Source organism: Amycolatopsis sp. cmx-4-54 (assembly GCF_046548895.1).
GTDB lineage: Bacteria > Actinomycetota > Actinomycetes > Mycobacteriales > Pseudonocardiaceae > Amycolatopsis.
The window spans coordinates 67471-86843 of record NZ_JAEBEJ010000020.1; the positions used below are offsets into that span (position 1 = coordinate 67471).

At 69.4% G+C, this 19373-nt stretch carries 16 protein-coding genes; 4 read left to right on the forward strand and 12 right to left on the reverse strand.

Features of this window, described 5'->3' with window-relative positions; translation table 11 throughout:
• Positions 1-7: 7 nt before the first annotated feature.
• From ACLJQ7_RS40625 to ACLJQ7_RS40650, 6 genes are all read right to left on the reverse strand, one after another.
• Complete coding sequence (locus ACLJQ7_RS40625; protein WP_410653511.1) at positions 8-1012, reverse strand: N-acetylglucosamine kinase; 1005 nt, start codon at positions 1010-1012, stop codon at positions 8-10.
• Entirely contained in the window at positions 997-2262 is a 1266-nt protein-coding gene (locus ACLJQ7_RS40630) for a 6-phospho-beta-glucosidase (RefSeq protein ID WP_410653512.1), read from the reverse strand. Before ACLJQ7_RS40630 ends, ACLJQ7_RS40625 begins: the two co-directional genes overlap by 16 nt.
• A complete protein-coding gene (locus ACLJQ7_RS40635; RefSeq protein ID WP_410653513.1) occupies positions 2259-3152 on the reverse strand; it encodes a carbohydrate ABC transporter permease in 894 nt (297 codons plus the stop codon). Before ACLJQ7_RS40635 ends, ACLJQ7_RS40630 begins: the two co-directional genes overlap by 4 nt.
• A 70-nt stretch (positions 3153-3222) precedes the next feature.
• A complete protein-coding gene (locus ACLJQ7_RS40640) occupies positions 3223-4212 on the reverse strand; it encodes a carbohydrate ABC transporter permease (protein WP_410653514.1) in 990 nt (329 codons plus the stop codon).
• 4 nt (positions 4213-4216) lie between these two features.
• Complete coding sequence (locus ACLJQ7_RS40645) at positions 4217-5599, reverse strand: extracellular solute-binding protein (protein WP_410653515.1); 1383 nt, start codon at positions 5597-5599, stop codon at positions 4217-4219.
• A gap of 10 nt (positions 5600-5609) precedes the next feature.
• On the reverse strand, positions 5610-6860 hold the full coding sequence (locus tag ACLJQ7_RS40650; RefSeq protein ID WP_410653554.1) for an ROK family protein: 1251 nt from the start codon (positions 6858-6860) through the stop codon (positions 5610-5612).
• 261 nt (positions 6861-7121) lie between these two features.
• On the opposite strand from ACLJQ7_RS40650, the gene ACLJQ7_RS40655 reads away from it, so the two are divergent.
• Positions 7122-7316 (forward strand): hypothetical protein, encoded by a 195-nt coding sequence (locus tag ACLJQ7_RS40655; RefSeq protein ID WP_410653516.1) that lies wholly within the window; start codon positions 7122-7124, stop codon positions 7314-7316.
• Positions 7317-7448: 132 nt separating this feature from the next.
• Here the strand turns inward: ACLJQ7_RS40655 and nudC are convergent, their stop codons facing one another.
• From nudC to ACLJQ7_RS40680, 5 genes are all read right to left on the reverse strand, one after another.
• Positions 7449-8462, reverse strand: coding sequence for an NAD(+) diphosphatase (gene nudC, locus ACLJQ7_RS40660; RefSeq protein ID WP_410653517.1), 1014 nt, complete (start codon positions 8460-8462; stop codon positions 7449-7451).
• Positions 8462-9838: a M16 family metallopeptidase gene (locus ACLJQ7_RS40665; RefSeq protein WP_410653518.1), complete on the reverse strand. Its 1377-nt coding sequence runs from the start codon at positions 9836-9838 to the stop codon at positions 8462-8464. Before ACLJQ7_RS40665 ends, nudC begins: the two co-directional genes overlap by 1 nt.
• On the reverse strand, positions 9835-11139 hold the full coding sequence (locus tag ACLJQ7_RS40670; protein ID WP_410653519.1) for a M16 family metallopeptidase: 1305 nt from the start codon (positions 11137-11139) through the stop codon (positions 9835-9837). Before ACLJQ7_RS40670 ends, ACLJQ7_RS40665 begins: the two co-directional genes overlap by 4 nt.
• A gap of 21 nt (positions 11140-11160) precedes the next feature.
• Complete coding sequence (locus tag ACLJQ7_RS40675) at positions 11161-12750, reverse strand: DUF2207 family protein (protein WP_410653520.1); 1590 nt, start codon at positions 12748-12750, stop codon at positions 11161-11163.
• A gap of 73 nt (positions 12751-12823) precedes the next feature.
• A complete protein-coding gene (locus ACLJQ7_RS40680; protein WP_410653555.1) occupies positions 12824-14593 on the reverse strand; it encodes a DUF2207 family protein in 1770 nt (589 codons plus the stop codon).
• 246 nt (positions 14594-14839) lie between these two features.
• Between ACLJQ7_RS40680 and ACLJQ7_RS40685 the strand changes: the two genes are divergently transcribed.
• Complete coding sequence (locus tag ACLJQ7_RS40685; RefSeq protein WP_410653556.1) at positions 14840-16093, forward strand: neutral zinc metallopeptidase; 1254 nt, start codon at positions 14840-14842, stop codon at positions 16091-16093.
• Positions 16094-16214: 121 nt separating this feature from the next.
• Here ACLJQ7_RS40685 and ACLJQ7_RS40690 read toward each other — a convergent pair whose 3' ends face one another.
• Positions 16215-17141: an RDD family protein gene (locus ACLJQ7_RS40690; RefSeq protein ID WP_410653521.1), complete on the reverse strand. Its 927-nt coding sequence runs from the start codon at positions 17139-17141 to the stop codon at positions 16215-16217.
• 61 nt (positions 17142-17202) lie between these two features.
• Between ACLJQ7_RS40690 and ACLJQ7_RS40695 the strand changes: the two genes are divergently transcribed.
• A complete protein-coding gene (locus ACLJQ7_RS40695; RefSeq protein WP_410653522.1) occupies positions 17203-18210 on the forward strand; it encodes a stage II sporulation protein M in 1008 nt (335 codons plus the stop codon).
• Between the two features lie 17 nt (positions 18211-18227).
• Positions 18228-19301, forward strand: a complete 1074-nt coding sequence (locus ACLJQ7_RS40700; RefSeq protein WP_410653523.1) for a hypothetical protein — start codon at positions 18228-18230, stop codon at positions 19299-19301.
• The last annotated feature ends 72 nt before the right edge of the window (positions 19302-19373 follow it).

The following is a 19373-nucleotide window of genomic DNA, read 5'->3' on the forward strand; positions in this document are numbered from 1 at the left end:
CGCACGTTCAGACCCGCTTGGTGGCGGCCTTCAGCGCGGCCTTGGCGGTGCCGGAAGCACCGATGGTGTCCAGCGCGAACAACGCCGCGCCGACTACCGGGGCCACGTCGACCACCTGGATCGAAGCCTGCGGCGCCACCTTCAGGCACCGCCGCTCGATCTCCGCGATCACCTGCTCGCCGACGCCGGTCAGCACTCCCCCGCCGAGGATCACCTCCGGTGCCTCTTCGGTGAGTTCTAGCCGCCGCAGGATGACCGAGACCAGCAAGGCGACCTCTTCGACGAACCGGTCGACCACGTCCTGCGCCACCTCGTCGCCGCCCGCCGCGACGGCGAACAGCAGCGGGCACAGGCCGTGGATCGCGTCGGAGTGCAGCTCCTCGAAGTGCAAGCGCTGCACCACTTCCAGCACCGAAGACGCCTTGAAGTGCGCGGTGACGGCGGCTTGCAGAGCCGTGCCCGGACCCCGACCGTCTTCGGCACGGACGGCCCACCACAGTGCTTCCTCGCCCAGCCGGTAGCCGCCGCCCCAGTCGCCGGAGATCTTGCCCAGCGCGGGAAACCGGTGTTCACGGCCATCCGCGCTGACGCCGGCGCCGTTGATCCCGGCGCCGCACACCACCGCCACCCCGGTCCCGTCGGAGCTGCCCGCACGCAGCAGCGCGAGCGTGTCGTTGCCGACGATCAGCGTGTCGCTCCAGCCGCGCGCGGCCAGCGCGGCGTCCAGGATCGCTTCCTCACGCGGGAAATCCAGCCCCGCGAGATAGGCCGACGTATGTGTCGCGAAAGGACGTTCGTCGGGAAGCCCTGCCCCGCGAAGAGCTTCCAGGACCAGCTTCTCCAGCGCCTGGACGCTGCCGTCGACCCCGATGTTCTGCGGGGACGCGCCCGGTCCTCGCGACTGTCCGAGCACCCGTCCGTCGTGCGAGACGATCAGGACGTCGGTCTTGCTGTTGCCGCCGTCGATCGCGACGACGACGTCCCGAGAGCCGGCCGTCATGCCCCCGCCCACGGCAGGAACTCACGGTTGGTCCGCACCAGCGTGTCGGCGAGCTGATCGGCCTTGGTGTACTGGCCGACCAGCGGATGCGCGAGCAACGCGTCGGCCACCCGGTCGCGGCCGCCCTTGATCGCGGCGTCCAGCGCGAGGTGCTCGTACGCGGTCACCCCGGCGATGAGCCCGGCGAACCGCTGCTCCACCGGCGGCTGCGCGATCGGGCGCGGCCCGTTACCGTCCACAAGGGACGGAACCTCGATGACGGCGTCGTCCGGCAGGAAGTCGAAGGTGCCTTCGTTGCGGACGTTGACGACGTGCTCCTCCGCGGGCCCGCCCGAGGTGAGCGCGTGCACGAGCTGCACCGCGGCCTCGGAATAGTAGGCACCGCCCCGCTTTTCCAGCTGCTCCGGTTTGGTCATCACCTCCGGGTCGAGGTACACCTTGAGCAGTTCCTCCTCGACGTCGCTGACGACGTCCGCGCGCGGCCGCTCGGTGCGCTGCTTCGCGACCTGCTCGTCGTGCCCGTAGTAGTACTTCAGGTAGTACGACGGCACGACGTTCATCCGCCGCATCCATTCGACCGGCGCGGTGACGTGTTCGCCGAGGAATTCCGCGTGCTCCGCCAGCAGTTCCGGCAGCCGGTCCTCGCCGTCGACGAGCACCTTCCGTTCCCAGCTCAGGTGGTTCAGTCCGGTGTGGACGAGTTTGACCTCGTCGACCCCGGCACCGAGCAGATGCGCGAACGTGCGCTGGAGGTGGATCGCGACGTTGCACAGTCCGACGGCACGGTGGCCCTCGTTCAGCAGCGCGCGGGTGACGATGCCGACCGGGTTCGTGAAGTTCACGATCCAGGTGTCGTCACCGGCGACTTTCCGAACCCTGTCAGCGATGTCGAGCACCACCGGCACCGTGCGCAGCGCCTTCGCGAGTCCGCCCGCGCCCGTGGTCTCCTGCCCGACACAGCCGCAGGCGTGCGGGAAGGTCTCGTCCCCGCGCCGCGCTCGCTGTCCGCCGACCCGCAGCTGGATCAGCACCGCCGACGCGCCGTCGACGCCTTCTTCGAGACTCGCGGTGGTGCGGACCCGCGCCGGATGCCCGGCGTGGCTCAGCAAACGATTGCTGAAGTCCCCGACCGCCTCCACCCGGTACGCGTCCGGATCGATCAGCACGATCTCGTCGACGTCCAAAGTGGACCGCCGTCCGGCGATCCCGTCGATCAGCTCGGGCGTGTACGTGGACCCACCACCGACGACTGCCAGTTTCATCCCTTGACCCCTGTGAATGTGATGCCCTTGACGAAGGACTTCTGCGCGAACACGAACAACACGATCACCGGCAGCATGATCAGCGCGGTGGCCGCCATGGTGAGGTTCCATTCCACGTGGTGCATCCCGCGGAACGACGCGATCGCCAGCGAAAGCGGCCAGCTGTCCCTGGTCTCACCCGTGTAGAGCAGCGGACCGAAATAGTCGTTCCAGGTGAACAGGAAGCAGAACATCGCGGTGGCCGCGATCCCCGGCTTCGCCATCGGGATCAGCACCTTGACCATCGCCTTGAATTCGGTGCAGCCATCGATCTTCGCCGCTTCGAGGTAGTCCTTCGGAATGGTGAGGAAGAACTGCCGCAGCAGGAAGATGGAGAACGCGTCGAAGAAGAAGTACGGCGCGATCAACGGGATCAGCGTCCCGGTGAACCCGAGCCGCACCCACAGGTCGTACAACGGCACGACGGTGACCTGCGGGGGCAGCATCATCGCGGCGACGGTCAGCATGAAGAACAGGTTCTGCCCGCGGAACTTCAGCTTCGAAAGCGCGTACGCCGCCGGGATCGCCGAAACGAGCGCCCCGAGGGTGGCCAGCGTCGAATACAGCATGCTGTTGCCGAAGTACCGCAGCAGCGGCGCCTTTTCGAACACCTCGATGAAGTTCTCGAAATGCCATTCCGTCGGCCAGAAGTTCGACGAAAGCGCCTGATCGCTGGACATCACCGCGGTGAGGAACACGAACAGGATGGGCAGCATGAAGATCACGCCCATCGCGATGCCCACACTGTGCGTCGCGATCCAGTGCAGCTTCTTGTCCCACTTGCGCCGCATCCGCACCTTCGGCGGTTCGGACGCCGGGGCGGCGTGCCGCGGTTCTGCGAGTGTCGTCATCCGCCCACTCCGCTCATGCGGGACACCCGCACCCGGTCGGGGCCATGAACAGGCCGTCGCGAGAATATGATCATGCCCCCTCCTCCTGATGCTGGGACTTGCGCAGTTGCCGCACGAGAATCCAAGTGAACCCCGCCGAAACGATGAACAACAGGACCGCCATCGCGGCCGCGTAACCCATGTTGAAGTACCGGAAACCCTGGACGTACAGCCAAACCGGATAGGTCAGCGTGGAGTTCTGTGGCGCACCGATGAACTTCGTGTTGCCCGCGACGTCGGCCGCGCCCGCCGCGGCCGATCCCGCGACGATCGCCTGCGTGAAGAACTGCAACGCGAAGATGATCGAGTTGACGATGCCGAACAGCAGCACCGGCGAGATCGACGGCAGCGTGACATGCCAGAACCGGCGGACCGGCCCGGCGCCGTCGAGCTGAGCGGCCTCGTACTGCTCCTGCGGCACGTCGAGCAGCGCCGCCAGGATGATGATCATCAGCTCGCCCGAACCCCACATCACCAGCAGGGTCAGCGCGGGCTTCGACATCGCCGGGTCGTTGAACCACAGCCCGCCGTCGATGCCGACGAACTCCAGGAAAGCGTTGACCGGGCCGTATTCCGGGTTGAACAGGAACACGAAGGCCAGGGTCGCCGCCGCCGGCGGGGCCAGCGAAGGCAGGTAGCACAGCGTCCGGACCAGGCCGACGCCCGACTTCAGCCGGGAGATGACCGACGCGACGCCGAGCGCGAACACCACCCGGCAGACGGTCAGGACGATCACCAACCACAGCGTGTTGTACGCGGCCGTGCCGACCAGCGGCTCGCTGGTGAACATCCGGACGTAGTTGTCGAAGCCGATGAACTCCGGCGCGTTGATCAGGTCGTACCGGGTGAACGAGTAGTACACCGTGGCGATCAGCGGGTAACCGAAGAAGATCAGGAAACCCAGCATCGCCGGGGCGATGAAATAGAAGACGGTGCGACGGCGGCGCGCCGTGTTCCCCTTCCGCGTCCGGGTGGACGCGGAAGGGGAGGCGACCGCCCTGGAATCCAGGGTCGAAGTCATGCGATCAGCCGCCGGCGCGCTTCTGGGCCAGCTCGTCGTTGATCTGAGCGTCGACCTGCTTCAGACCCGCGACCATGTCCGGGACGTTGCCCGCCTGCCACTTCTCGGCGAAGTCGTTGACCGCCTTGAGGTGCGCGTCGCCGATCGGGGTCGACGGGTTCGGCGTCAGCTTGCCGCCGTTGTACAGGTCGAGGAACGTCTTGAACTCCGGCGTGACCTCGAGCTTCGGGTCGGTCAGCGCGGCCTTGGTGCTCGGGACGTTCTTCAGGCCGTTCGACAGCTCGACCAGCGTCGACGTGTCGAGGGTGACCTGCTTGATCAGTTCCCAGGCCGCGCCGGGGTTCTTGGCGCCCTTGGGGATCGCGATGATCGTGCCCGTGGTGAACGCGCCGCCGTAGCGGTCGGGCTTGCTGTCGAGCACCGGCGGGGCCGCCGTGCCGAACTTGAGCTGCGGCGCCTGGTCCTTGATGAACGCGGTGCGGTACTCGCCGTCGATCATCATCGCGAGCTTGCCGCGCTGGAAACCGTGGTCCGCCGAGTACTCCTCGCCGAGACCGGCCTTGAACTGCTCGACCTTGGCGTGGCCGCCGTAGAAGTCCACCAGCTGCTTCTGGAAGTCGAACATCGCCTTCCACTCGGGGCTGTCGGCGAGATGCGACTGACCGTCGGGGCCGATGTAGGTGGCGCCGAAGTTCGGGGCCCAGTACTGCGCCATGTTGGCGTAGAACGGCATCGACGGCAGGAAACCGGCGACCTTGATGGAGCCGTCCGCGTTGAACTCGGTCAGCTTCTTGGTGGCCTCGAACAGTTCCGAGGTCGTCTTCGGCGGCGACGTGACGCCCTTCGCCGCGAACATGTCCTTGTTGTAGTAGAAGCCGTAGACGTCGGCGAGCAACGGCATGGCGCAGCGCTTGCCCTGGAACTCGGTGTAGCTGCGGACCGCGTCGGGGATCTGCGTCAGGTCGATCTTGTCGCGGTCGATGTAGGGCTTGAGATCCTGGAAACTGCCCGTGGAGCACCACGCGCCGAGGTTGTCGGTGAAGAACGAGATCGCCACGTCCGGCGGGTTGCCACCGCGGATGGACTGGGTGATCTTGTCGTCGTCCTGCTGGCCTTCGTGCTTGATCTCGATGTTCGGGAACTTCGCCTTGAGCTTGTTGAGCCCGGCGGTGACCACGTTGTACTCGCGGTCGGTGAACTTGCTGTAGACGGTCAGCGTGAGCTTCGCGTCCGCGGCGGGAACGGCCGCCGCGTCGCCCGCCCCACCGTTCGGGCCGCTTGCGGCGCCCGAACAAGCGGACACCAGTGCGGCGACGGTGACCGCGCCGAGCACTATCGAGCCGCGCCAACGGCGGCCACTTCTCCGAACCTGGGTCGTGGAACTCATGACCCTCCTCCTAGTTGGTTGGGGCGGGAGACGGTGGTTCTGTTCGTGAATCCGGGATAGCCACGATCGGATTTGGCTCTCCCGCCCCGGACCGTCTCGGCCCGAGGAGCGAAGGGGTGTTGACGCCGAAGACGTCACGGCGGACGGTGGCGAGCGCCGATTGAAGCGCGCCCGCGCGGACCGCGTTGCCCTGCACCGAAGCGACCCCGACGGGGGTGCGGGGCAGGACCAGTTCGTGCAGCCTTTTCGCGACCAGCGCGGCGAATTCGTCGCCGCCGGCTCGGCTGGTGTCGCCGGAAAGGAGCACGAGTTCGGGGTCGACCACCGCGATCAGGCCTGCCGCTCCACCCGCGACACGGCGGGCTAGGTCGTCGAGGAAAGCTTCGTTGTGGCTTTCGCGCGCCTTGGCGACGGCGTCCGCGCCGGTTTCGGCCACGATGCCGTGCGCGGCGGCCAGCTCGACGACGGCCGGAGAAGCGACGAGATCACCGAAACGATCTCCCGCGCGAGGCTTGTCCTTCAGGGTGGCGACGGAAACCGGATCGGGCACGCGCATCCAGTCGATCTCGCCGCCACCGCCGGTCGCCCCGCGCAACAGCCTGCGGCCGACCACCACGGCGCCGCCGACGCCGTCGCTGAGCCAGATCATCACGAAGTCGTCGAGCCCGACGGCCTGGCCGACCGTCATCTCCACGATCGCGACGAGGTTGACGTCGTTCTCGATGGTGACCTCGACGCCGAGCTCGCGGCTGAGCCTTCCCGGCACGTCGAACCCGAGCCAGCCGGGGATGTGGGGCGCCGAGGAGAGCAAGCCGGTGCGGGGATCGAAGGCGCCCTGCGCACCGATGACGACGTGGCGGAGATCGGTGGCGGCGAGGCCGGCGCTGTTCGCGACGCTGGTGAGCGCCGCGCCGAAGGTGCCGACGACGTCCGCGCCCTCGTGGACCGGCAGCGGGACCTGGTACTCGGCGAGCACCGCGCCCGCGACGTCGGCGACCACGAAGTCGGCCTGTTGCGGCGTCAGGTCCACGGCCGCGACGTAGGCGACGGCGCCGTCGACCTGCCAGAGCTGCGCCCTCGGGCCGCGGCCCCCGCCGCGGACGCCCGCCTTGGCGACGATGCCGTCCTGTTCGAGCCGGGTGAGCAGCTGCGCCGTCGCGGGCTTGGACAGGCCGATGGCGACCTCGAGCTCGGCACGCGTCAGAGGGCCGTCCTCGAGGAGGACCTCGATGGCCGCGCGATCGTTGATCTCGCGCAGCATTCGCGGACTACCGGCTCGCACTGGGGCTTGCTCCCGACTTCGTTAGGAAACTTTACAGACGGTTTCCGGGGGACTGTAGTGAGCCGAGCCACAGCCGTCAACGGTGCGGGGAAACGGGGAGGTAACGCTTGGCGTGTTCCGCACAGCGGGTACGCGTACCGGTGCGGTGAGTGGCCGCGATGGGTCGTCGCCCTGCGGCCACCTGCGCGTTTCGTGCGACCAATTGGACGACACGCGTGATCCGACGGACGACACGCGTGATTGGACGGACGACTCGGACGTCAGCCGCGTGTCGTCCGTCCAGTCACGCGCGTCGTCCATCCAGTCACGCGAAACCGCCATCGGAGCCGCACGGTCGTCATCACCCTCGACGAGGCGGAGGACTTCAACCGGCTCGTGCTCACGGTCGACGATCCCGCCGCGACCGTCACCGCCGTCAACAACGCGACCGCGTGACGGTTTATTGGTGCCAGCGCGTGAAGGCCCCCTTCCCTCGGCTGAGCCGAGGGAAGGGGGCCTTCACGTGCTACCACTCGCTAGCGAGTGGTAGCAAAGGTCCCTTGCTCCCGCGACATGGGGAACCAGGAGTCAGACGCCGGCCCACGCCGCCAGCATCACGCGCGCGATCGACGAATTCCCCGGCAGCACCAGCTGCCGCGTCCCGCCGGCGATCGGCGTCGGCACGGCGCCCGCGTTCCGCAGCTGACTGTTCGCGAAGGCGGCCCGCACCTCGGCGCGCGAAACCCAGAACGCCTCTTCGATCTCGCCCTCCGCCGGCACCAGCGGAGCGGAGATGTCGGCCCGAGCGGTGAAGCCGAGCATGATCGACCGCGGGAACGGCCACGGCTGGCTGCCGAGATAACGCACATCGCGCACCTCGACGCCGACCTCTTCGCGGATCTCCCGCTCGACACATCCTTCGAGCGACTCGCCCGCCTCCACGAAACCGGCGAGGATCGAGTACCGGTCCGACGGCCAGATCGGCTGCCGCGCCAGCAGGACGTGCTCCCCGTTGACGCCGGCGTCATCGTGCACGAGGCAGATCACCGCCGGGTCGGTGCGCGGGTACTCCTCGCGGCCGCAGCCGCCGCACTTGCTGGCCCAGCCCAGCTGGATCAGCTCGGTCGGGCTGCCGCAGCGCGTGCAGAACTTCGCCTGCCGCCGCCAGGCCTGCAGCGCCTGCGCGGTGGTGAACAGCCCGGCCGACGCGTCGTCGAGCAGGTCGCCGTAGCCGCGCAGGTCGACCCAGATCTCGCCGTCGCGGCGCTGGACCTGTTCGACGACGCCCCAGCTGCCCGCCATTTCGACGGTCTCGGTCTCCCCGGCGGGGCGGCCGGGCATCGACCAGTAGTCGGTGCCCTGCCACTCCCCCAGGAAGACCGCGTCGGCGGGCGGCTCGGTGCCGAAGTCCTGCGACTTGCGGGTCGCGAGCGTGCCGGAACCCTCCGCCACCGGGGTGCGCGCGTGCTCGTCGAGCAGCACGATCCGGGCGTTGGGCCAGCGCTCGGCGAGCCTGTCCGGGTTGGTGCGCAAGGATTCCTGACGGTCCGCGGTGGAGCGCGAAAGCGTCGGGAGCGCCCCCAACCCGAACGGTGTCTCCATCAGGAGGGCTCCCCGACGGTCACGTCCCCCAGCGCCGTCAGCTTCGGCGCGAGGACGTCGGCGTCGCCGACGACGACCCCGGTGAACCGCTTGGGCGCGAAGAACTCCAGCGCCGCGTTCGCCACTTCTTCGGCGGTGACCGCGGCGAGACGCTCCGGATGCCCGGCGAGCCATTCGACGCCCAGCCCCGTCGCGGCGAGCGCGGACAGCTGCGCGGCCAGGCCGCCTTGCGACGACGCCGCCGTGACCAGCGAACCGATCGCGTACTGCCGCACCGACTCGACCTCGTCGGCGGTCGGCGGCACGAGACCGAGCCTGGCCAGCTCGTACCGCGTCTCCATGAGCGCGGCGGCGGTCGCGTCGGTCGCGGTGTCCGCGTCGACGTTCACCACGGCGGTCTGGTCGGTGAATTCGAACCCGGAGTGCGCGCTGTAGGTGTAACCCTTGTCCTCACGGATGTTCTCGACCAGCCGCGACGAGAAGTACCCGCCGTACACGAGGTTCGCCAGCTGCAGCGCCGGGTACCGCGGGTCCGTGCGCGACACGCTCTGCGCGGACAGCCGGATCTGCGACTGCACGGCACCGGCCCGCGGCACCAGCAGGACGTTGCCGCCGGTGAGGTCGGGCAGCACGGGCAGGCGGACGGCGGAGCGGTCCGATGCCCAGCCGCCGAACGCCTTCTCCAGATCGCCGATGACGGTCTCCGGGTCGATGTCGCCGACGATCACCAGCACGGATCCTCGCGGCAGCACCGAAGCCTGGTGCAGCGCCCGAACCTGTTCTGGCGTCACGACAGCGACATCTTCGGCCTGCGGGACCTCGCGCACGGCCGGGTGGTCGCCGTAGCGGTGCTTCTGCAGCGCCTCACGGGCGATCGTCCTCGGCTGCGTGCGAGAGACGGCGATCCGCTCGATGAGCCGCTCGCGTTCCCGCTCGACCTCGGCGTCCGCGTACGACGCGCCGGTGAGCGCGTCGGCGAGGACGTCGAGCATCGTCGGCAGGCCGTCGGCCAGCGAAGTACCGGTGATGATCAGGCGCTCCGGGTCGACGCCGGACGCGAGGTCGCCGCCGATCAGCGCCAGGTCGGCGTCGATCTCGATGCGGTCGCGGCGGGCGGTGCCGGTCAGCAGGGTTTCGGCCAGCACCTCGGCGGTGGCCGGGTGCAGCTTGTCGTCACCGGCGAACGGGATCCAGACGCGCAGCTCGACCAGCGGCACGGTGGGCTTGCGGACGGCGAGCACCCGCAGCCCGTTGCTCAGCTTCGTGTCCACATGGGACAGATCGGCGGCGGCGCGCTGTGTTCCCAGCGAAGGGACCGGACGCGGCCCGGTGGCCGTGCGGCCGATCTCCTCGGCGGTGCGGTGCGGTGCGCTCACTGCTCGGTACCTTCCTGGTCTGAAGATCCACTACCCGGGCGGACGACGAGCACGGCGCGCGAATCCGGCCGCAGCGCCTTCGCCGCCGCCGAAACGGCCTCTCCGGTGATCGCCGAGATCTTCTCGGCGAGCCGGTACACCAGCGAAGCGTCGCCGTACAGCAGCTCGAAAGAGCCGAGCGCGAGCGTCCTGGACACCAGCTTGTCGTGCTCGGAGTGCAGGCTCGCGGCCCAGCGCGCGGTGACCTTCTTGATCTCCTGGTCTCCCGGCGGCGTGGCCGCCAGCTTCTCCAGTTCCTCGTCCAGCGCGGTGAGGACCTGGTCGGTGCTCACGTCCGGCGGGTGGATCGCGGTGATGGTGAACGTGTCCGGGTCGCGGGCCTCGAACGGCCCGAACAGCCCGGCGCCCGCGCCGATGTCGACGACCAGCGGCTCGCGGTGCACCAGGCGCTGCTGCAGCCGGGAGCCGTCGCCGTCGGTCAGCACGCCGGCGAGCACGAGGTTCGCCAGGTAGCCGTCGAGGTCGTTGATCGGATCCGGCATGCGGTAGCCGACGCCCACCGCGGGCAGCGGGGCGTGCGGGTCCACCTGCTCGCCTCGCAGCTCACCCGCGGGGGCGGGCTCGGCGAACGACGGACGCTCGGGCGCGGGCCGGTGCGGCACGTCGCCGAAATGCTTCTCGATCAGCTCGCGGGCCTGCTCGACGGTGAAGTCACCGGCGACGGTCAGCACCGCGTTCGCGGGCGAGTAGTAGGTGTCGAAGAAGGCCGCGCAGTCGTCCAGGGTGGCCTGTTCGAGATCCTCGAAACCGCCGTAACCGTTGTGCGCGTTGGGGAACGTGGAGTACAGCACCGGCGGGAGGGTGATCCACGGGAACCCGCCGTACGGCCGGTTCAGCACGTTGAGGCGGATCTCCTCCTTGACCACGTCGATCTGGTTGGCCAGGTTCTCCTGCGTCAGCTTCGGCGCCCGCATCCTGTCCGCTTCGAGGAACAGGGCGCGCTCGAGTGCCGCGGCGGGGAGGACCTCGAAGTAGTCCGTGTAGTCCGGGTGGGTGGAGCCGTTGAAGCTGCCACCACTCGACTGGACGTACCGGAAGTGCGCGAGCTTCTCCAGGCTCTCGCTCCCCTGGAACATCAAATGCTCGAAGAGGTGCGCGAAACCGGTGCGCCCTTCGGGCTCGGAACGGAAGCCCACGTCATAGTGGACGCTGACACCCACCACCGGAGCGGTCGCGTCGGGCGCGAGCACCACGCGCAGACCGTTGTCGAGGGTGAATCGGACAAGCTCGGGATCGGCCATGCGCACCACCCTACGGGCTACTCAGGCCTCCAGGCGACGACCCTGTCGGGTCGCGGCGAAGGTTCCCACTAGCGCGGCCGTGAAGTCGCTCACCCGCCCGATCGGGACTTCATCGCCATCTTCCTTGCCGTACCAGTAGATCTTGGGCGGTCCCTTGAGCGCGGCGAATCCGTCGACCCACTGTTCTTGTTCGCCGAGAGCGAGCGCGTACGGCAGCGCCCGGGAAAGGAGCACCTCGCGTTCGAGCTTCGGGACTGCCGTCGCCTCGGTCGCCAGCAGCGCGTCACGGACGCCGAGCAGGCGGCGGTGCAGCACGACGCCGGCGCCGGTGCGCACCGGTAGCCACCGGGCGGCGACGGCGAGTACCGCACCCGCGGCGATGACGATCAGCCCGAGCTGTGCGTAGCCGACGGTCAGGGCCAGCAGGACGGTGAGGAACAGACCGTAGAAGCAGATCCGCAGGCCGACGGGGGTCAGCCTGCCGGGCAGCCGCGAGTACCAGCGGCGTTCGACCACGCTGTCGTCCAGCGCGGCCCGCACGGTCTCGATCCCGATCTGCGCCGACTGGATCTCCGACAGCAGCACGGACTCGCGTTCGCCGGGCAGCAGCGCGTCGAAGACGGCGCGTTCGTAAGCGGTCAGCTGGTCGTCCGGCGGATTGCGGCGGACGAGCCGCCAGCGGGTCAGCTCGCCGGGCTCCTCGCTCACCCAGAGGTAGTTCCGGACGGCGAGGTCGACGACCGTCGCGGCCAGATCGACGGCGTCGGCGCGACCCGTGAGCACGGTCCCGACCTGGCCGGGCAACACACCGTCGGGTGACGAGAACGCTTTCCCGGTGAGCAGCCGGACCGGGAGCGCGTCGCCAGGGTGCTCGTCCCGCCTCCGCAGCAGGACCAACGCCACCGCGGCCGCGACCAGCGCGAGCGCGAAGCCGAACCAGGCCCACCCGACCGGAGCGGTGAGCACGAACGCTCCGGCGAAGGTCTTCGACGGCTCCAGGCGCGCGTTCGCCGGGACGGTCCCGCCGGGCAGTTCGACCGAGATCTCCATCCGCTGCCCGGCGGCCAGGTTCTGCTGGCTGAACCTGGTCAGCCCGGAATGCGCGATCTGGGCGGCGCCGCAGCGCGCGCGAGACCCCTCGGGCCCGGCGTGACAGGTGACCGCGTTCGGAACGGACGGTGCGGCGAAACTGGCTCGCACGAGTTCGAGCCGGGAGTCCCAGCCGCCCGCGAGCTGCCAGCTCACCCGGGTCAGGCCGTCGGCCTCGGCGACCGCACCGTCCACTGTGTACCGGACGACCGAGGTTCCGCCCTTGAGCTTGACGGTCAACTCGGTGTCGGTCAGCTCGGCGTTGCCCGCGCCCTCGATGACGACGTCACGGATGCCGATGATCCGGTCACGGTCGTGCGGGGCCGCGGTGCGGAGCGGGATCCGGCGGGTCATCGTCGCCTCGCTCGGCACGGACACCGCCTCGACGACCGAGAGCGCGCCGTCGCGTTCCACCTTGAGCGAGATCTCCGCGCTGTTCGGCAGCGAGGGCAGCTGCGGTTCGCCTTGTGCCCCCGCCGGTGCCGCCCCCAGCACCAGCAAGGCGAGCACCGCCAACACCACGCATTTCGTCCTCTGAACGCGGTACTTGCGCGTGCAACTACCGCATTCAGAGGACGAAATGCGCGTGTTCACGTCAGGCGGGGACCGGTTCGGGGCGGATGGAGCGCAGGTGCCCGGATTCGGCGAGCAGACCGTCCAAAGCGGACAGGAACGACGGCAGGTGCGCGGCGAACCGGCGCAGGTCCCGATCGCCTTCGAGGCCGCCGAACCAGTACAGCCCGGCCGAACCGTCCGCCGACGGGTCGAGCCCTTCGAACGTCCGGAGCCAGCGCTCGACGTCACCGAGCACGATGGCGTACGGCAGCGACCGCGAGAACACCATTTCCCGGTCCCCCACCGGCAGGTCGGCGACCTTGACGGTGTGCAGGTACTCGAGCAGCCCGCGCACCTGGCCGACCAGACGCCTGCCGCGCGAGGTCCGCGGCGGCACCCACGAAGCGCCCAGCAGCGCGGCGACTCCCGCGAGCACGGCCGCGACGCCGAGCAGCGCGTGCCCGGCGGTGAACGTCAAGACGGCGGTGCCCACGAGGCCGAGCGCGATCAGGCCGATGCCCGCCCACGTGAGTTTGCTCTTGCCCTGATCCGGGCGGCGCGAGAACCAGCCCCGGCGCACCACGTCGGCGTACATCGCCTCGCCCGCGACACGGAGATCGACGGTGCCGCGGCCGCGAAGTTCCGACAGCAGCACGGAATCGGTGCCCTCGGGCAGGATCGCGGTGTAGATCTCGCGTTCGAAGGCGGCGAGGTGCTCGTCCGGCGCGTTGCGGCGCGCGATCTGCCAGTCGACCGTGCCCGCGCCGCGGACCTCGGCGATCCACAGGTAGTTGCGGACCGCGAGGTCGACCACCGTGCCGCTGACGTCCACGACGTCGACCGTCTCGTCGACGACCGTGCCGACCTGTCCCGGCAGGACACCGTCGGGCGAGGCGAACGAGACCCGATCGCCTTCTCGCATGAGGACGTCGACCGGGCCCGTGCCCGCGGTCAGCGCGCCCTTGTCGCGACGGCGCAACAGCCAGATGGCGAGCGCGCCGAGCACCAGGATGAGTGCCAACGCCCCGAAACCGAGGCCGGCGAGGGTGGTGAGGGCGAACGCGCCGCCGACCGTGGCGATCTGCTCGAACCGCGCGTTCGCGGGTACCGTGCCCGCCGGCAGCTGGACGGCGATGTCGACCCGTTCTCCCGCCGGGAGTTTGTCCTGCTCGATGCGGACGACGCCGCTGTGGTCGGTCTCCGCGAGCGAACACTGCCTGTCCGAACCGAGCGGCCCGGCGAAACAGTCCACTGTGGGCGTTTCACGCGTCGGCGCGCTGAACGAAGCGGAAACCCGGGATAACTCGCCGTCCCAGCCGCTCGCCACCTGCCAGCGGACCTGCTGCGCGCCGTCGACGTCCGCGACCGCACCGTCCACTTTGTACTTGAGGGTGGCCGCGCCACCGTCGAAGGTCGCGACCAGCTGCTCGCCGTTCGACTCCGTTCTTCCCGCGCCCTCGACCGAGACGTCGCGGACGGCGTACACGCGGTCCTGCTCCTCACCGGCGGGAACCTTCAAGGGAATCCGGCGGACGAGGTGCTGTCCACCCGGGACGGTGACCTGCTCGGTGATCGACACCGAACCGTCGCGTTCCACCTTCACCGCGACCTTCGCGGCCGCGCCGCCCGGCGGCTGGAGCAGCCCGAGCTCACCGCGCGCGCCGATCGGCGGCGGCTTCGGCAACTGTGGCGCGTTCGTCAACGAAGGGCCCGCCGCGGGCGCCTCCGGAACGTTCGTATCCGACGGCGGGGCCATCAAGGCCGAGCTCGCCGCGACGGCCACGACCGCCGTCCCCCATTTCGTCAACACAGCCACACACTCTAGGGCAGCCGATCTATGCTGACCGCCGAAACGCCGGATCCGCCACCTGGGCGAACGGCGTTGCCGAACGCATGGGGGATCCACTCGATGAACCAGCAGCCGCCCGGCCCGCCTGATCCGCGGCGCCGGCCGACTCCGCCACCGACGCCACCGCGACCACCGCGGCCGCCGCAGGGTGGCCGTCCGCTCCCGCCGCCGGGCGCGCGTCCGCTGCCGCCGCGCGGTCGCCCGCCGATGCCTCCGCCGAACCGGCCGGGTCCCGTCCCGCCCGGTCGTCCCCGGCCGCCGGTTTCGCCGCCGCCGTTCCGGCCGGGTCCGCCGAGCGGCGGCATACCGCTGCCCCCGCCGGGCGCGGCCCCGCTGCCGCCGCCGCAGATCGGCGCGCCGGTCCCGTTCCGGCCCGGCGCCGTCGGCCCGCCGCGGCTTCCGTACGGTCCCCGTTTCGCGCAGCCCGCGTTCGCGCCCTACGGGGGATACCAGGCCAAGAAGTCGAACGGCGGGGTCATCGCGGCGGTCGCGATCGTGGCCTTGATGGCGTTGATGGGCGGCCTGCTCATGGTGGTCACGATCGCCAACGGCGGCTCGAACCACGTCGCGGACGTCGGATACTCGAGCTATCCGACGACCTCCTCTTCGGACTACACGACGACCACCACGGCCAGCGACACGTCGACCACGAGCACCCGTTCGCGCGATTCGACCGCCTCACGCGAGACTTCGACGGGCTCGACGCGCGAGACGTCGGCAAGCCGCGCGCCGTCCGGCCCGCGGCCGCACCTGAAGCTGGCGGACAACCCGCTGTGGCTCGATTCCCAGGTCGGCCTGCCGAACCAGCCGTGCAACCTCGCGCGCTGGGCGAACAACCCGGACGCGGCGGCGGCCTTCTTCGACAGCGCGCGGCCCTGTCTGGACAGCGTCTGGCAGCAGGTCATGAACTACACGAAACTGCCGTTCCGGGTCCCGACCGTGAAGTACCCCTCCGGCAAGAACTGGTCGAGCCCCTGCGGTGACGCCAGCAACGGTTCGGTCGCGGCGTTCTACTGCTCGCAGAACGAGACGCTTTACATGCCGTACGAAGGCCTCCAGGTCCCGCAGTACGGCAACCGGCCGGGGGTCTATCTGGCCCTTTTCGCCCATGAGTACGCGCACCACATCCAGGCGCTTTCCGGTATTTCGGAGGCCTATTGGTCCGCACGCTACGAAGCGGGCACCGACTCGGCGGCGGGTCTGGAGATGTCGCGGCGCAACGAGCTTTCGGCGCAGTGTCTTTCCGGGACGTTCCTGGGTTCGACGGTGGGCCGCGGTGGCTCGGTCGATCAGGCGATGTACCGGGACGCCTGGGGTTCGCAGGACCGCGGCGACCACAACGGCGGCCCGCGCGACCACGGCTCCGACGCGCACGCGATCTCGTGGTGGCAGCACGGCGCGCAGAAGAACCGGATGTTCCAGTGCAACACCTGGTCGGCGAAGTCGGCCGACGTTTCCTGAGAAGTCCGTGAAGGCCTCCTTGAGGGACTCTGGGTCCCTCAAGGAGCCCTTCACGGACTTGGGGCGGTGACGTTTCGGCCCACGTGAAGGCTTCGCGAGGCCATTTCACGATGAGCGCGGGTCAGCCCGGCGGCGCGAAGGGGTTCTCGGGAACCGGCGCTGAGGGAGCTTCCGGCTGGGCGACCGGAGCGGCCTGCCCAGGCTGGACGGCCGCCTGCGGATACGCCTGCCCAGGCGCGGCCGGATGTCCCGGCGCGGCAGGCACCGGCGCGGGCCCGTACTGGACCGCCGGTTGCAGCTTCGCCTGATCCCGCAGCCGTCGCTCGGCCAGCACGGCCGACAGATACGCCCAGGACGGCACCCCCGGCGGCACCGGCGCCCCGATCGCGGCCGCGACCTGCTGTGCGAGCCCGTATCCGAGCGCTTCGACAGCTTCGGGACGAAGCTCGCTCGTCCGGCTCAGGTATTGCCGGACGGCCAGCGCGAGGTCGTTCGAGAGCCGGGTCAGGTCCAGCTGCGAGGCCCAGTGCGCCAGCTGCGGCGGCATCCCGACGTACGGCGTCCTGGCGGCGGGCATGCGTTCCCGGATCACCAGCGTGCCGGCGAGATAGTCGCCGACGCGGCGGCCGTTGGGCGACAGCAGCGACGTGACCACCGCCACGACGCCGAGCATCCCCAGCGCCCAGAAGTCGATGAAGAACCCGGCGAGCCCGCGGACCAGCGCGTGCCGGAACCGCACCGGGCCGCCGTCGGTGCGCACCACCCGCAGGCCGAGCGCCATCTTCCCGAGGGTGCGGCCGCGGGTCAGCGTCTCGAAGGTCACCGGGTAGCCGACCATGATCAGCACGACGGTCACCAGGAAGAGGGTCAGTGCCAGCGCTTCGTCACCGAACGCGGCGACCTGGCTCAGCACGAGCATCGCGACGACCAGTGCGATGAGCTGGAGGGCGACGTCGAGCATCATGGCGAGCCCGCGGCTGGCCAGTTTCGCCGCGCGGACGTCCAGGACGACGGCCTCGCCGGTGACGAGTTCGGACTCTTGTTCCACCGGGCAAGCGTAGTGACGAATAGGCTGGGCCACCAAGGACGATCGCCGGGAGGGCTCCGAGTTGGACGTGGACGTGTTCGTCGCCGCGCATCAGGCCGAATGGAACCGGCTGCGTGACCTCGTCGGCCGCGCCGGGAAACTCAGCGGCCAGGACGCCGACGAGCTGGTGACGCTGTACCAGCGCGTCGCGACGCATCTTTCGATCATCCGCTCGGTCGCGCCCGATCCCGTGCTCGTCGCGCAGTTGTCCGGCCTGGTCGCGAAGGCCCGCTCGGCCGTCACCGGTTCGCACAGTCCCGCCTGGCGCGAGATTGGCCTCTTCTTCACCCAGCGGTTCCCGGCGGCGCTGTACCTGAGCCGGCGCTGGTGGCTGGCGTCGGCGGCGGCGTCGATCGCGGTGATGGCGATCGCGGCGGTGTGGATCGCCGGTGACCCGCAGGTGCTCGCGTCGCTGGCCTCGCCGGAGGAGTTCAGGGACCTGACGGCGCCGGGCGGGAAGTACGAGACGTACTACTCGTCCGATCCGGCGGGTTCCTTCGCCGCGCGCGTCTGGACCAACAACGCGTGGGTCGCCGCGACCTGCCTGTTCCTCGGTGTGGTGCTGGGTGTCCCGGTGATCTACGCGCTCTGGGCCAACTCGCTGAACCTCGCGATCGGCGCGGCGCTGATGTCCTCGGCCGGGCGCCTCGACGTGTTCTTCGGCCTGATCCTGCCGCACGGCCTGCTGGAGCTGACCGCGGTGTTCGTCGCCGCCGGGACGGGGCTGAAGCTCGGCTGGACGGTCATCGACCCGGGCCGCCGTTCCCGGACGGCGGCGCTCGGTGAGCAGGGGCGCTCGGTCGTGGTGATGGCGCTGGGGCTGACCGTGGTACTGCTGATCTCCGGTGTGATCGAGGGTTTCGTGACCCCGTCGGGCCTGCCGACCTGGGCTCGGATCGGCATTGGAGTAATCGCGGAGGTCGCGTTCTTACTTTACGTGTTCGTCGTCGGGCGCAAGGCCGCGAAAGCGGGCGAAGTGGGTGATGTCGACTGGCGATACGCTGGAGATTCTCGACCGGAAGCGGGCTGACCTGGTTAGCTCCTTTCATGGGGAGAAATCGGTTACGCGGCTTCGCGATCGTCGTCCTGTCCGTACTCGCCTCGACGCTCCTCGTCGGCGCCTCCCAGGCGCAGACCGGATCCGCGCCGTCGGGCAAACAGAACTGGGTGGTGAGTGTCGGCGGATTCCGGACCGACGCCGACCGCAACTACGTCCGCCTCGGCTACCTCGTGTTCAACCCGGCCGACAACACCGTCGCGCACAACTTCTGGACCTGGAACCAGGCGGACTTCCCCGTCCCGGTCAACAGCGGCGACGTCTACTACTGCGGCGACTGGGCGCCGGGGTCCAATCCCCGCAACAACTGCCCGATCAAGACCGCGCCCGGCTTTACCGGTGAACCGAACGGCCACTTCACCGGCACCTACGCCGAGACCTCCGGGCAAGTGGCCATCACCTGGACGAAGAGCACCGTCAACGGCACCACGACGACCGTGAACCTCGCGGAGAAGTGGGCGGTTTCGGAACCACGGCCGGGCCTCGGCCGGATGCGACTGGTGAGCGACGACTACTCGATCACCAGTGGCATCGCCTACGGCAGCAACGCCTCCCTCGCGCAGACCAGCAAGGCCCCGATGAGCTCGGTCCGCGCGACCCAGCGGTCGTACCTGCTCGAAGGGCAGGGCGTGAACCGCCGCGCGATCACCGACTGGACCAGGGGCGGCAGTGGCGCGCTCGGAGTCGGTCCGGGATGGAACAACTGCGACGACGGCTCGTGCCTCGGGTTCGTGCAGTACGACTCCGGGTGCGACCCGTCCTCCTGCTGCCCCGCCGGCCCCGGCCACGCGGCGTGCGCGCAGAAGATCATCGACACCGGCGACAGGCGGTTCTACTACCTGAGCGATGCCTTCGGCGGACGGCGCAACAGTTACGAGTTCTGGTGCGAATGCCTGTCCTACAACGGTTGCTACCTCGGCAACAGCCACGTGCGGCCGCTCCTGCAGGTGATCGACGACGCGGGCGCGTTCCAGGGCTGGGTCGGCGCCGAGGTCAGCCCCGACCGGAGCGGCTCACGGGATCCGTTGGGCGAGTACTACTCGAGTTTCGCTCTGGTGGCTTAGTTTCGCGGACGTTGTGAAAGCCACTTTCGCAACCTTCAACGTTGCGAAAGTGGCTTTCACAACACGCCGCCC

Excerpts from the sequence above, each read along its gene's own strand:
- ACLJQ7_RS40640 (WP_410653514.1), bottom strand. The coding sequence starts at position 4,212 with ATGACTTCGACCCTGGATTCCAGGGCGGTCGCCTCCCCTTCCGCGTCC.
- ACLJQ7_RS40630 (WP_410653512.1), bottom strand. The coding sequence starts at position 2,262 with ATGAAACTGGCAGTCGTCGGTGGTGGGTCCACGTACACGCCCGAGCTG.
- nudC (WP_410653517.1), bottom strand. The coding sequence starts at position 8,462 with ATGGAGACACCGTTCGGGTTGGGGGCGCTCCCGACGCTTTCGCGCTCC.
- ACLJQ7_RS40650 (WP_410653554.1), bottom strand. The coding sequence starts at position 6,860 with ATGCTGCGCGAGATCAACGATCGCGCGGCCATCGAGGTCCTCCTCGAG.
- ACLJQ7_RS40700 (WP_410653523.1), top strand. The coding sequence starts at position 18,228 with ATGGGGAGAAATCGGTTACGCGGCTTCGCGATCGTCGTCCTGTCCGTA.
- ACLJQ7_RS40635 (WP_410653513.1), bottom strand. The coding sequence starts at position 3,152 with ATGACGACACTCGCAGAACCGCGGCACGCCGCCCCGGCGTCCGAACCG.
- ACLJQ7_RS40670 (WP_410653519.1), bottom strand. The coding sequence starts at position 11,139 with ATGGCCGATCCCGAGCTTGTCCGATTCACCCTCGACAACGGTCTGCGC.
- ACLJQ7_RS40685 (WP_410653556.1), top strand. The coding sequence starts at position 14,840 with ATGCCTCCGCCGAACCGGCCGGGTCCCGTCCCGCCCGGTCGTCCCCGG.
- ACLJQ7_RS40645 (WP_410653515.1), bottom strand. The coding sequence starts at position 5,599 with ATGAGTTCCACGACCCAGGTTCGGAGAAGTGGCCGCCGTTGGCGCGGC.